Origin of the sequence: Paenibacillus sp. NPDC058898 (assembly GCF_049316025.1) — a bacterium.
In the GTDB taxonomy this organism is placed as follows: domain Bacteria; phylum Bacillota; class Bacilli; order Paenibacillales; family Paenibacillaceae; genus Paenibacillus_AQ.
The window spans coordinates 1-14,060 of record NZ_JBMOSM010000024.1 but is presented as its reverse complement, the minus strand read 5'-3'; the positions used below and the strand labels follow the sequence as shown (position 1 = coordinate 14,060).

The window sequence follows — 14,060 nt, the reverse complement described above, 5'->3', positions numbered from 1 at the left end:
ACATATTGAAACTGCGCTGGACTACGGCGGTATGGAGCGTTATTTATTTGCTTCTGCTGCTATCACTACTCACACCCTTTTCGATCGTAACGGCTTTCTTGTTAGTTCTGCCGGTTGCGATTCTGTTTACGGCTTTGAATACAAAATCATTTATCATGCATGTGGTGCCCGTGTGGCTGATCGCGCTTCTGATTCATCCCATATATGTGTTATTCGCGATCTATTTTGCCATTCCGGGGATCGTCATGGGGTATTTGTACCGGAAGCGGAAGGCTGCCATGCAGGTTTTGAAGTATGGCATGGCTGTCATGCTGGTGGAAATGCTCGTTCTGCTCATGATCAGCACGGCCTTCTTCCAATTAAATCTGTCGGAGTACGTGGATGAGATTGTAAAGATGACGACCGCTCCGCTCACTGAGATGGGTGTAGAAGGCGGCCTAGGCGGACAGTTCCTTGGCACTGAACTCGATACACAGTTCATTAAAGATCAAACGATGCGCTTGGTTCCATTTGCGATGATTATCAGCTCGTTCCTCATGACGGTGGTAACCCATGCTTTGGCTCGTCCTACACTGGGCAGCATGGGCTTGTCCGTGCCGCGGCTGAAGCCAGCTAGAGAATGGATGCTGCCGCGTTCCCTGATCTGGTACTACTTGCTCATTTTCTTCATCAACATAGCAACCGTCGATTCGGACAATACCTTCATGAAGATGATTGTGGCTAACGCTACACCTTTGCTGCAGATCTGCTTCATGATCCAAGCGCTGGGGTTCTTCTACTATCTCGCTCACGAACGGAAGTGGCATCCGATTGTACCGCTTTTGACGGCTATACCGATTGTGCTGTTCCCGCCGGCTATGATTATCGGAATCCTGGACTTGGCGTTCCCACTTCGTCAGGCGTTTAGTAAAACCAAAAGATAGGGTGATGAGTCATGCCTAAATTTCTGCAGAAGCGCTGGCACGGCTATCATACTGTCTGGGCGTTTGCGCTGGTGCTTCTGCTTGTTATTTTTCTGTCGTTCTACAATACCATTCTGGGGCTGGTCGGATTGCTGCTTGCGGTGGTAGGCGGCTATGCGATGCTGAAGACGGAGATGCAATTCCGCCGCGAGCTGGTGGATTATATTGGGGATCTGTCATTTCGGATTCAGCGGGTCGAGGGCGAAGCGGTAAGCGTACTGCCATTTGGCATTGTGCTGTACAGCGAAGACAAGACTGTGGAGTGGCATAACCAATTCGTAGTCAATATGTTTCCGCATCAATCGTTGGTCGGGGTATCCTTGCAGGAATTGTTTCCTCAGCTGGTTAACGCGATGAAGGAAGCCCAAGAGAAGAAGGATAACAAGGAGAAGCTGCCGAAAGAAATTCGTCTGGAGATCTCCCACGAGGATAAGTTCTATGGAGCAACCGTCATTCCGGATGAGCGACTCATTTATCTGGATGAGATTACCGAGCTGGCCGTGCTAAGGCAGCGGTATGAGGATGAGCGATTGGCTTTGGGCATTATCATGATGGATAACATCGATGAGGCCTCGCAGGGGATGGATGATCAACAGCGTACGGCATTGATTGCGAAGGTAACCAGTGAGATCACCGATTGGGCGCGTGAATTTAACGTCTATTTGCGGAGACTTTCCTCGGACCGCTATTTGATGATGCTTAACCACCGGTCGCTGGATGCGCTGGAGAACAGCCGTTTTCTCATCTTGGATGAAGTCCGGGAGATGACCGCCGATCTGAAGGTACCGCTGACGCTAAGCGTTGGCCTTGCCTTCGGTTCAGAGGACATTACGGAGCTGGGGCAGCTGGCACAATCCAGTTTGGATATGGCGCTGGGCCGCGGCGGAGATCAAGCTGCCGTCAAAGCGGGTCAAAGGCTTTCCTTCTATGGCGGTAAATCCAATGCAGTGGAGAAACGGACGCGCGTAAGGGCACGTGTCATCTCCCATGCGCTGCGTGATTTGATGCAGGAGAGCGACAAAGTGATCATCATGGGCCATAAGCTGCCGGATATGGACGTGGTCGGCGCTGCAATCGGCATACTGAAAGCAGCCCAGATGTATAAAGTGGAGGCTTATATCGTGATGGAGGGAATGAATCCGTCGATTTCGAGGCTTATGGAAGAGGTCCGCAAGGACGAGACCTTGATGAACCGATTCGTCTCCACCGAACAAGCGATGCAGATGATGACAGAGCATACATTGCTCGTTGTGGTTGATACGCATAAAGCCTCCATGACGATGGAGCCGCGGCTGGTTCATCGCGCAAGCCGGGTTGTGGTGATGGATCATCACCGGCGCGGAGAAGAGTTTATTAATGACGCAGTGCTGATCTATCTTGAACCGTATGCCTCCTCGACCTGTGAGCTGGTTACCGAGGTGCTGCAATATATTCACGAGCGGGTATCCCTTACTCCGGTTGAGGCGACGGCCCTATTGGCGGGGATCACGGTAGATACCAAGCATTTTGCCCTCCACACGGGATCGAGAACGTTCGAGGCTGCCGGTTTCCTACGGCGTCACGGAGCTGATACGATGATGATTCAGCGGGTGCTCAAGGAAGATCTGACAGAATTTATAGCGAAGGCAGAAATCGTGAAACATGCTAAAATGGTATATGACCATATCGCCATTGCGGTATCGACGAGCGGGGAGCCTATGCCGCAGCTGCTGATCGCTCAAGTAGCGGATATGCTGCTGAATATGACGGATGTGCAGGCATCGTTTGTCATTAGCGAACGCACAGACGGCAAGATTGGTATTAGCGCCCGCTCCATGGGCAAGATGAATGTTCAGATGATTATGGAACGTCTCGGGGGAGGCGGACATTTAACGAACGCCGCAGTACAACTGGATACGACGCCTGAGAAAGCCGAGGAGAAGTTGATGGAGGTACTGAAGGACATCGAAGCGAAAGAGGGGTTATTTGAATGAAAGTCATTTTCATAAAAGATATGAAGGGTCAAGGCAAGAAAGGTGAAGTGAAGGAAGTTTCGGAAGGGTACGCAACAAACTTCCTGATTCCGCGGGGAGTCGCTCGTCCGGCAACCGACGGCAACATGAAGACGCTGGAGCAGCAGCAGGCTTCCGAGGAGAAGCGCAAAGCCCAGGAGAAGGAAGAGGCGCAGGCGCTTGGCAAGAAGCTGGAAGAGATGACGGTTGTCCTGAAAGCTAAAGCTGGAGAGGGCGGCCGTTTGTTCGGTGCCATTACCAGTAAACAAATTGCTGAAGCTCTGGCAGGACAGAAGATTAAAATCGACAAACGCAAAATTGAACTTAGCGATCCGATCCGCAGTCTGGGTGTTACCCAGATTCCAGTGAAGCTGCACCCTGACGTCAAGGCGACGCTCAAGGTTCAAATTACGGAGGAGTAATATGGGAGGAGAACTCTATTTCGATCGGGTTCCCCCGCAGAACCTTGAGGCAGAGCAGGCGGTGCTGGGTGCCATTCTGCTGCAAAGTGAAGCGCTGATTACAGCGATGGAGCGGGTGCAGGCCGAGGACTTCTACGACAAAACGCATCAGATGATCTATGAAGTTATGGTGCAGCTCGGGGAAGGCAATCAACCGATCGATCTGGTGACCCTTACATCTCTCCTGCAAGATAAAGGGCAGCTGGAAGAGGTCGGAGGCGTCAGCTATTTAGCCAAGCTGGCACATGCGGTTCCGACGGCTGCAAACGTGGATTATTACGCCCAGATCATCGAAGAGAAATCGATGCTGCGGCGGTTGATTCGAACCGCAACACAGATTGTCAGTGAAGGATATACCGGAGGGGAAGACGTATCCGGTATGCTCAGTGAGGCGGAGCGCCGCATTCTCGAGATTTCCAATCGACGCACAGGCAGCGGATTTATTGCGATCCGCGACGTGCTGATGGAAGTGTTCGAGAAGGTGGAGGTTCTCCATCAGAACCGGGGGAATACAACGGGCATTCCATCCGGCTTCGTGGACTTGGACAAAATGACAAGCGGATTCCAGCGCAACGATTTGATCATCGTAGCTGCCCGTCCTTCCGTAGGTAAAACCGCCTTTGCCTTGAATATCGCCCAGAACGTGGCAATTCGAGCCAAAGAAACTGTCGCGATCTTCAGTCTGGAGATGTCAGCGCCGCAGCTCGTACAGCGTATGATCTGTGCGGAGGCTAACCTGGACGCCGGGGTCATGCGTAACGGTGATTTCAAGGGTGATGAGGATTGGTCCAAACTCACGATGGGCATTGCAGCTCTGTCGGAAGCCGAGATCTACATTGATGATACACCGGGCGTTACGGTTGCCGATATACGTGCGAAGTGCCGCCGTCTGAAGAAGGAGAAGGGGCTCGGCATGATCCTGATCGATTACCTCCAACTCATTCATGGACGCGGCAAGGCCGGGGAGAACCGGCAGCAGGAGGTATCCGAGATCTCGCGTACGCTTAAACAAATCGCCCGTGAGCTCGAAGTGCCGGTTATTGCGCTGTCACAGCTCAGCCGGGGAGTGGAGCAGCGTCAGGATAAGCGTCCGATGATGAGTGACCTTCGGGAATCCGGTTCGATTGAGCAGGATGCCGATATCGTTGCGTTCTTGTACCGGGATGATTATTACAATCAGGAGACGGAGAAGAAGAACATCATCGAGATCATCATTGCCAAACAGCGTAATGGTCCTGTAGGCACGGTGGAACTGGTCTTCCTGAAGAACTTTAATAAATTCGTCAATTACGAGCGAACCCATGCCGATGCCTTCGCCGCCGGATAACGGCGGTATTCAACCTTAGTCTAGCCAGACAGATACTTGCCGCTGGCTGTAAGTTAGGGGCATTTCTTAAGATATCAAGTATAAACTTCGAAGCTTGGGCCTTCCTGATATCGCAAGAAAAACTTCCTCTAACCGCGGTCTGTCTTCAGAGAAAGTACGTCGACAGTCGTTTTTCTTATGGCGGTTCCCCGAATAATGAGGCAATCATTGTATAATCTCGTCCTAATTCCGAACAATCGTACACACTAATGTGCGATTGTTCGTTTTTGTATTTGACTTTAAAAATGGGGACTGTTACACTGGTATTGCTGCTTTAGTGCAGTGAGGTTGAATTTTAATCATCATGTAGAGGTTATTTCATCAGTGTTACGTGAAATATTAAGGGTGTAACAGCCCGGGCGGAGGAATGAATATGTCAACGGTAGTCGTTGTGGGAACACAATGGGGAGATGAAGGGAAAGGGAAAATCACGGATTATTTGGCGGAAAGCGCTGACGTGGTAGCCCGTTACCAAGGCGGCAACAATGCCGGCCACACCATTCTGATTGACGGTAAAAAATTCAAGCTTAGTTTGATTCCATCCGGAGTATTCTATAAAGATAAAACCTGTGTGATCGGAAACGGTATGGTCGTTAACCCGGCTGCACTTATTGAAGAGATTAATTATATTCATGATAACGGGTTCAGCACGGATAATCTGGTAATCAGTGATCGTGCTCATGTTATCATGCCTTATCATATGGTATTGGATGCTCTGGAAGAGGACCGCAAAGGTCCGAACAAAATCGGTACGACCCGCAAGGGAATCGGCCCTTGCTACATGGATAAAGCGGCACGTAACGGCATCCGGATCGCAGATTTGATGGATGCGGAAGAGTTCGAGCTGAAGCTTCGCCATCTGGTGAAGGAGAAGAATCAAGTCATTACCCAGGTGTATGGCGGGGAAGAACTCAATGTCGAAGAGATTCTGACGCAATACCTGGAATACGCCGAAATCATTCGTAAATATGTGCGTGATACTTCCGTCATCCTGAATGATGCAATCGATGCGAATCAAAAAGTATTGTTCGAAGGCGCGCAAGGCGTTATGCTGGACATCGACCAAGGCACGTACCCGTTCGTTACGTCTTCGAATCCTTCTGCCGGCGGTGTATGTATCGGCTCCGGTGTAGGGCCATCGAAGATTCAACAGGTGATCGGTGTGGCTAAATCCTATACGACGCGTGTAGGGGATGGACCTTTCCCAACGGAGCTGGACAATGAGATCGGTGAGTACATTCGTGAAAAAGGACATGAATACGGCACGGTGACCGGACGTGCTCGCCGCGTAGGCTGGTTCGATAGCGTAGTTGTACGCCATGCCCGCCGTGTGAGCGGAATTACCGGCTTGTCCCTGAACTCGCTTGATGTGCTGAGTGGTCTTGAGACCGTTAAGATCTGTACGGCATATAAATTCCGCGGTGAAGAAATCACACACTATCCAGCAAGCCTGAAAATGCTTGCTGAATGCGAAGCAATCTATGAAGAGCTGCCAGGCTGGAACGAAGACATTACCGGAGCAAAAACGCTGGAGGATCTGCCGGAGAACACCCGTCGCTATGTCGAGCGCGTATCCGAGCTGACCGGCATTCCGATTGCCATCTTCTCCGTTGGCCGCAACCGGGAGCAGACGAATCAAGTGCTTCCGATTTACGAGAAATAATCTAGCGTTGGACGAAGAACAGAGAGACTAGAAGTTCAATTTCAACAATAAGATAGGTCCATGATCCTGCCGATGATATTGTCGGCGGGTTTTTCTTTTGGGCAATGAAGTGAAATCAAGTAAATACCTCGAGATAACATCGATACCCAAAATGTGGAAGAATTTGTCCCTTCATTTGAATAATATTATCCCTTAGTCGGTTGTCCATCCACCCTATAATGGAGAGAGACATAGAGGACAGCACGCTGATAATTTGGAATTGGGGCTAAAGGCAGCGGGTATATGCAGTCAGAACAATGTAGGGGGGACAGAAGCCATACGAATTCAATGAGGCGTATGGCTTTCTTGAGAGCTGGACAAGGTACACGATCCAGCATAATAAAAACCGGATTCATCTACTAGGTTACTAGGGATGAATCCGGTTTTTTCATACTATAGCAGAGTGGGCGGTCGCTGTTCGGTTAACTTGCCGTCCTCGATATAGACGATTCGGTCACATAGATCGAGCATGCGCTTGTCATGCGTGACCATGACGGCGGCTTTCTGGCGCAACTTGACCTCATCGGCGAGCATCTGAACAACGGTTCGACCGCGCTCCGAATCCAGGCTTGCAGTCGGCTCGTCTGCAAGAATGAGCTCCGGATTGTTCATCCATGCCCGGGCAATGGCAACGCGCTGCCGTTCGCCGCCGGATAAGCTCTCAGGGTAATGAAACTTACGGTGCGATAAACCCAGCCGATGAAGCAGCTCATCCGCCCGCTGCTGCGGCTCCTGGCCGTGCTGACCTGCCAGCTTGGCAATCAGGAGGAGCTGATCGCGAACAGTTAGATAAGGAATCAGATTGGAGGATTGAAAGACAAATCCGATATGGTTCAGCCGCAGCTGATTCAATTTTTTTGCAGATAGCCTTGTAACCTCCTGATCGCCCATCCATATTCGTCCCTGGGTAGGGGACAGCAGTGCCCCTGCAATGGAGAGAAAGGTACTTTTGCCGGAGCCGGAAGGCCCAACAACCGCGACAAATTCCCCGCTTTTGATGTCCAGTGATATGTTGTTAAGTACGTTAACTGTGGTATCCCCATCGCCGAATTGTTTGCCCACCTGATCCAATAACAGTTTGGATGATTTCATTATGCAGCCCTCCCGATAGCTTCGATGGCATCGATCTTGATGACGCGATACAGTGACAATAGCGATCCCATCAGGGATACCGCGAGGAATAGCAACGAACAGAGCAGGACGACCGAAGGGGGTAATGAAAACGGTACGATGCCGGACAGTAGGAGCGATACTCCATAAGTCAGGCCAATGCTGATCGCAAGACTGACGATGGTAAGGGTCAGGACTTGAAAAATGAGATTCCTCACCAGATAGCCGGTTCCAGCTCCAATGGCCTTCAAGACACCGAACTGATTCATTTTCTGAATCGTGATGACGTAAAAGAACACAGCCAGGACAAAAGCCGCGATCACAAACAAGAATACAATCATCATGATAAGAGAGCCTTGCTCCTCCTTAAATCCGGGGATGCCCTGCAGCGCTTCGTCTTTCGTCATGATCTCAATGCCGGATACCTCCCGGGCCAAGGCTTCTATCTGCTCCGGACTGCCATTTAAAGCGACCGCACTATAGATGGGTACTTGCTTCGCACTACTTGGAAGAAGAGCCTTCCATTCCTCAAAATTTATATGAATGACCGGGGCATGACTGAAGGATTGACCTTCCGTAAACGCCGCAATCGTAAAAGCGGCGCCTGTAGCCTGATCTACGATCCGGTCGCCCAGCCGGTACCCGTCGTCCTTCAGGGATCTGTCGGCCATCACATGGTCTGTATCCGTATTGCTAATCATGGTGCCTTCAACAACTTTGGGGGCCAACATGCTCTGCACATCGATGGCAAAAAAAGCCGCGTCGAATTTGGCCGTGGAGCCTTCCTTGGTCAACGTGTTCATGTGCACCCCTAGCGGCGTGGCATCGTTTCCACCAGGGTGTCGCTGTACTTCGTTCCAGAGTTCTTCGGTAAGAATGGAACGATTGATCCGATGATCGGACTCTTCCTGAAGCACCAAATAGTCGGCCTTCATATTTTGTATGGAAGAGGCGTTATCGGAGGAGAGCCCTTGAGCCAATCCCGTCACGAATAGGACGAGCCAGGCAATCAGTACCATAATGAAACCAATCAGCAGATAGCGCAGCTTCGCATGTCGAAGTTCACGCAGTGCAAGAAACATGTGTTTCTCATCTCCATTCCTGTAATTGAGTAGCGCATCATCCCTTTTATCGATCTCTGAGGGATATGCCTCAAGTATAGGAATGGAATATGAACGGAGCATGAACTCACGATAAGGTTGCATTACACGATGGAGAGAATGACGGTGAAGGTGGTTCCTTTTCCAGGCTCACTCGTTACTTCAATACGCCCGCCATGGAGCTCAACAATCTTCTGAGTAATGGATAAGCCCAATCCGCTGCTGCCCTCTGAACGATCCCGAGCCTCATCCACACGGTAGAACCTGTTAAAGATGTGGGGGAGATGCTCTTGCGGAATGCCAATGCCCGTATCCGAGATCTCGATGCTGCATTGTTTGTTGTTTTGTTCGGTGACACGCAGCGAGATGACGCCCTCTGGAGCCGTAAATTTAATGCTGTTGGTGATGAGGTTGGTCCATACTTGATGCAGCAGGTGTTGATCACCATAGATATAGGTTGAAGGCAGCGACATATCGATGGTCAAGTCCTTGCTGCGCCAGCTCCATTCGGTGTGAAACAATACCTGCCTGATTTGCTCGGCAACGTCGAAGGTGGATTTCTCCAGAATGTTCTCTTCCTTATCCAAGGAAGCCAGCATAAGCAGCTGTTTGCTAAGTTGGGATATTCGGCGGCTCTCCGCTTCAATGATCGACAAGTAACGCTGCCGCTGTTCTTCGGACAAGCGCTTGGTTTGCAGCGTCTGCGAAAAGCCCTGAATGGAGGCAAGCGGTGACTGGATTTCATGCGATACATTGGATACAAACTCCTGACGCATCTGCTCCAGCTGCGCCAAACCTTTGGCCATCTGGGAAAAATGATTTGCGAGCTGTCCCAGCTCATCCCGCCGGGCGACATTCAGCTCAATGTTATATTGGCCCTGCGCCACGCTCTGGGTAGCCTCAGTTAACTTCACAATCGGCTTCACGATATATCGCGTAATGATGCCTACAAGCAGAATGCTCAGCAGGATGGCGATGGCCATAATGATCGAGAAGAAGATCCGCATTTCGCCGAACTGAACGGTAATATCGGGCCTGATGAAGAGCGCGTGAGGGCTGCCGTCTACCTGTAATGGAATGCCGATGGAATTGCTTAGGACATTGTCAAAAAAGCCGGTAATGAACAGCTCCGATGGGAACTCCGCGATGCCATGGTATACCTTACCGTCCAGCACCTGCTGCACCGTTTCGGGCGAGAGGTCCCGCTCACGGAAAATGCCGCCATAGAGCCACGCCTTGCCTTGATCGTTCACCAGATAGAATTGATAGCCGAGCTGTCCGATGTGGTGGAGATATTCATGAATATCAATCTCCGGGTGGCTGTCATAGAAATCCCCGATATCCTTGGCCATGGTGGTGACCTTCTGATCATTGAAGGGCTTGAGATTGTACTGGTAGTAGAGATTAGACAACACAAAAGCAATCAGGCTGCTGATAACCATAATGGCGATGGTAGTGAGGACGATTCGCGAATAGAGGGTTTTCACTGCGGCATCGCCTCCAATTTATACCCCACACCCCGAATGGTCCGTATTTGGAAATCTCCGCTTCGGTCCGCGAAGCGTTCCCGCAGCCGTTTGATATGGACGTCAACGGTCCGGTCATCTCCGTCAAAATCCGTTCCCCAGATGAGCTGAATCAATTCCTCGCGCGAGAACGTCCGGTCCGGGAAGCTCGCAAGCTGGGAGAGAAGTTCAAATTCCTTCATCGGCAGCATCAGTACCTTCCCGTGCCCCTGGACTTCATAGCTTTTGCGGTCGATGATGGTTTCGTTCAGATGGATCTTATCCGCGCTGACCATCTGATACCGCCGCAAAAGCGCTTTGATTCGAAACAGCAGCTCCCTTGGTTCAAATGGTTTGGTTAAGTAGTCATCCGTTCCAACAGCAAAGCCTTTCTCCTTATCCACGAGCTGATCCTTGGCCGTCAGCAGAATAACGGGAAAATCATAATAACGCCGAATTTCTTCGCAGAGCTGATAACCGTCCTTGTTCGGCATCATGACATCCACGACAGCCAGGTGAACCTGTTCCTCCGCTAAACAAGCAGAAGCTTCCTCCCCATCAGCAGCAGTAAAGACCGTGTACCCTTCGGATTGAAGATGATATTGCAGCAGTTCCCGAATATGCGCGTCGTCATCCGCGATTAATATATGAATCATTACTAGAATGAACCTCCTTCGTGTGCAGTTCTGATGACTATATATGTATCATAAATACCCCTGTGCGGTCGATTGCGGCCTTCATAGCACGGAAGTAGTGTGGCCTAAAAACACCTGAATCATGAAATATATCAAATGGAAGTAGAAAAAATGGATGATATGGGATTGAAGCGATTCCGAGCCGTCAATACTGGAAAAAGAAAGCAATTATGGCCATGTCATTTCAGAGCATGCATGAGCGAAGGAGGAATACGGATGAAGTGGATGAAATGGCTGCTGAAAGTCAGCCTGACTGCCATCCTGGTGAGCACGCTCACGATTGTGACAACAGGCATCGTGGTCAATGCCTATATTCAATCGGTGTTGTCCAGCTTTAACATTCAGCTGGAGACAGAGTCGATGGGGGTTGGAGGTATTATGAAGGCGATGCTGGGCATGGGCTCCGGCACAAAGTCGGATGTTGGCAGCGTCAACGCCGTGAAGGATAACGAATCGGCAGAAGATAAAGGTACCGAGTCCAAAGAACCGGCATCAGGAGCCGGATCAGAGACGAAAGGTGAGGCAAAAGAGGACGAGGAGACCAGTTCGGAATCATCGGGAACGTCAGGGGGGCCGCCGAATGAAGAAGAGGCACCGGATAATTCTTTGCCAGTGATGGGCACAAACACGACAGAGCAGCCTGACGATTCCTCGCTGGAAGATCAGGAGATTGTAATGACACCGGGGGAAATTGTGGATCGGAAGGACAGTCTGCCAACAGAGGAGAAGGAAGAGATTTTTACCATGCTGATGAATAAGCTGCCTCAATCGGAAATGCAGAAGATCTCCGAGGCGATGGAGGATGGTCTGACCGCAGCGGAACTTGCGGACATCGAACAGGGCATATCCAAATATTTGAATGCAGAGGAATTCGATAAACTGATTACCATGCTCAAAGAATAACGGTATGACGGCGTTCAGGCCTGTTCTGTCACTGTTTTGTCACTGACTTGCTAAGGATATATATTAGGAAAAATGAGGAAACCCGCGCTGGGCGCGGGTTTTTCGCTGTTTTTGTAAACTTGAAATGATTGTAAAGGCTATGTTAAAGTATACGAAGATCGAAAAGGTTAAAATTTTGATACCTTTTGACAGGTTGTGTCACATTCAATGCTAAGTCAGCATGTTCAGATGAATGGATTCTTACATATGAACAAGGCTTAAAGGAGAGAGACATGAAAGGTTCTAAGGGGAAACGGTGGATAGACAGCCTCTTGCGTAAGCAAGCAGCCGATCATTCTGCCCACAACAACAACTCGAATCGTGAGCCCTCGGAGCCGTCGAATCCACAAAAACGGGGATGGACCTCACCGCGTAGGTGGATTTGGATTTCGGCAGGGGCAATGCTCATAGCAGGATCGATATATACGGGCGGAAAAGCGTATGTGAACGCGAATACGATTCCGTTCTATCATGTGTATGTAGATGGAAAAGCAATCGGTACCATTCAAGATGATGCCCAGCTTGACCAGCTGCTCAAAGAGAAGCAGAAGGAATATCAGGAAGAGTACCCAGATGTGCTTATGGTGCTCAATACCAACGGCATTACAACCAAAGCCGACCGTTCTTATAAACCAGAGGTGAACAGCGAGGAGACACTCCATAAGCTGGATAACATCCTGAAGGCATATGCCCGCGGCGTGGAGCTGAAGGTGAACGGCAAGACCGTGGCGATCGTGAAGGATCAGCAGACGGCCAAAGCTGCCGTCGAAGCAGCCAAGCTGAAGTTCGCGCCGGCGGCTGCCCAGAAAGAGAAGACGCAGAAGGTCGCTTTCACGAAGACGTCCGCATCGGCATCGGGCAAGAAGAGTGGTGACGGAAGTGGGCTCCAGTCCGTGGATATCAAGGAGAAGATCTCGCTTGCTAATACGAAGGCCGACCCGAACAAGGTGCTGGACGTGGAAGAAGCGGTCAAGGTGCTGACCGGCACGAAGGACAAGCCGGTGGTGTACACGGTGAAAGAGGGGGATACGATCTCCTCAATTGCACAGCATTTCGGTATGAAGTCTGCGGACGTCATGGCGCTGAATCCCGGACTGGAGGAGAAATATGTTCAGATCGGGGCCGAGCTGCAGGTGACGAAGCCGGAAGCGCCGCTGACGGTAAGAACGGTGGAGACGGTGTCGTTGAAGCAGCCGAGCAAACCGGAAACGATTGTCCGCAAGAGCAGCGAGCTTCCACTTGGGAAACGAAAGGTCGTTCGGCCCGGACGGGATGGCGTCAAAACGGTGGATTATATCGTGACCAAAGAGAATGGCAAGGTTGTCTCCAAGCAATGGACAGGCCAACAAGTGGTTCAGGAATCGCTGCCGGAAGTCGTGTATAAAGGCACCAAGGTAGCACCTAAGAAAAAAGCGGTGACAGTGAGCCAAAAGTCCGATGGCAGCATGTTCGCATGGCCGGTCAGCGGGGCACGCATTACGAGTGCCTACGGTCATCGCTGGGGAAGAAGCCATGAGGGTGTCGATATGGTTGGCGGAAGCACGATTATGGCAGCCGCCTCGGGAACCGTGGTCTTCGCTGGTCAGCAGAGCGGTTACGGCAATGTCGTCATTGTCGATCATGGCAATGGATACCGCACCCTATATGGGCATATGAGCAGGATTTCCGTGAGCAGCGGACAATCCGTTGGACAAGGCTCCAAGCTGGGCGTCATGGGCAATACGGGCCGTTCTACTGGAACTCATCTCCATTTCGAAGTGCAAAAAAATGGAGTTGCCCAAAATCCGATGAATTATCTGTAGTTCTGTGTTATACTAGGTAAACCAATGCGACATAAGCCATTATTGGTTCATATATCATAATAGTGAAGATGGCCGCTCCTTAACGGGGGCGGCCATCTTTGCGTCTTGCCAGTCGGAGTGGGGATGTGGGGCAGAACGGGAAATATCTTTCCAGCCGCTGTTGTCCGCCCTTTGTCTGAATTGAATTTTATGAGGGGACAAAGGGCTCCCAAAGGCGTCTTCCAAGATATTTTCCCTTATCTGTCGAATCCATCCCCGTGCCTTCCTGCTAAGCTGCGAAGCGGGTGGCCGCTCCCTAAATCGAGCGGCCGTAGGGAGGCGGTGTGGGCGGGGCAGAACGGGAAATATCTTTCCAGCCGCTGTTGTCCGCCCTTTGTCTGAATTGAATTTTATGAGGGGACAAAGGGCTCCCAAAGGCGTCTTC

Annotated in this window: 11 protein-coding genes; 7 read left to right on the top strand and 4 right to left on the bottom strand. The window is 50.8% G+C overall.

Annotated elements, in window-relative coordinates; translation table 11 throughout:
• Positions 1-5: 5 nt before the first annotated feature.
• The 5 genes from ACOZB4_RS32305 (at position 6) to ACOZB4_RS32285 (ending at position 6,443) form a co-directional block, all read left to right on the top strand.
• Complete coding sequence (locus tag ACOZB4_RS32305) at positions 6-923, top strand: DUF2232 domain-containing protein (protein ID WP_076326272.1); 918 nt, start codon at positions 6-8, stop codon at positions 921-923.
• Positions 924-934: 11 nt separating this feature from the next.
• Positions 935-2,935, top strand: a complete 2,001-nt coding sequence (locus tag ACOZB4_RS32300; RefSeq protein WP_379411889.1) for a DHH family phosphoesterase — start codon at positions 935-937, stop codon at positions 2,933-2,935.
• Complete coding sequence (gene rplI / locus ACOZB4_RS32295; protein WP_071219349.1) at positions 2,932-3,375, top strand: 50S ribosomal protein L9; 444 nt, start codon at positions 2,932-2,934, stop codon at positions 3,373-3,375. Before ACOZB4_RS32300 ends, rplI begins: the two co-directional genes overlap by 4 nt.
• A 1-nt stretch (position 3,376) precedes the next feature.
• Positions 3,377-4,741, top strand: coding sequence for a replicative DNA helicase (gene dnaB, locus ACOZB4_RS32290; protein ID WP_071219350.1), 1,365 nt, complete (start codon positions 3,377-3,379; stop codon positions 4,739-4,741).
• Between the two features lie 412 nt (positions 4,742-5,153).
• The gene (locus tag ACOZB4_RS32285; protein WP_098749584.1) at positions 5,154-6,443 is read left to right on the top strand and encodes an adenylosuccinate synthase; all 1,290 of its coding nucleotides are present in this window, start codon (positions 5,154-5,156) and stop codon (positions 6,441-6,443) included.
• Positions 6,444-6,875: 432 nt separating this feature from the next.
• On the opposite strand, the gene ACOZB4_RS32280 is transcribed toward ACOZB4_RS32285, so the two are convergent.
• The 4 genes from ACOZB4_RS32280 to ACOZB4_RS32265 form a co-directional block, all read right to left on the bottom strand.
• Positions 6,876-7,574, bottom strand: coding sequence for an ABC transporter ATP-binding protein (locus ACOZB4_RS32280; protein WP_379411884.1), 699 nt, complete (start codon positions 7,572-7,574; stop codon positions 6,876-6,878).
• Positions 7,574-8,674: an ABC transporter permease gene (locus ACOZB4_RS32275; protein ID WP_379411881.1), complete on the bottom strand. Its 1,101-nt coding sequence runs from the start codon at positions 8,672-8,674 to the stop codon at positions 7,574-7,576. The genes ACOZB4_RS32280 and ACOZB4_RS32275 overlap by 1 nt, the downstream gene beginning before the upstream one ends.
• 122 nt (positions 8,675-8,796) lie before the next feature.
• Entirely contained in the window at positions 8,797-10,179 is a 1,383-nt protein-coding gene (locus ACOZB4_RS32270) for a sensor histidine kinase (RefSeq protein WP_379411879.1), read from the bottom strand.
• Complete coding sequence (locus ACOZB4_RS32265; protein ID WP_379411876.1) at positions 10,176-10,853, bottom strand: response regulator transcription factor; 678 nt, start codon at positions 10,851-10,853, stop codon at positions 10,176-10,178. Before ACOZB4_RS32265 ends, ACOZB4_RS32270 begins: the two co-directional genes overlap by 4 nt.
• A gap of 255 nt (positions 10,854-11,108) precedes the next feature.
• Between ACOZB4_RS32265 and ACOZB4_RS32260 the strand changes: the two genes are divergently transcribed.
• Positions 11,109-11,795, top strand: coding sequence for a hypothetical protein (locus ACOZB4_RS32260; protein ID WP_379411873.1), 687 nt, complete (start codon positions 11,109-11,111; stop codon positions 11,793-11,795).
• A 272-nt stretch (positions 11,796-12,067) separates the two neighbouring features.
• The gene (locus tag ACOZB4_RS32255) at positions 12,068-13,636 is read left to right on the top strand and encodes a peptidoglycan DD-metalloendopeptidase family protein (protein ID WP_379411870.1); all 1,569 of its coding nucleotides are present in this window, start codon (positions 12,068-12,070) and stop codon (positions 13,634-13,636) included.
• Positions 13,637-14,060 lie beyond the last annotated feature (424 nt).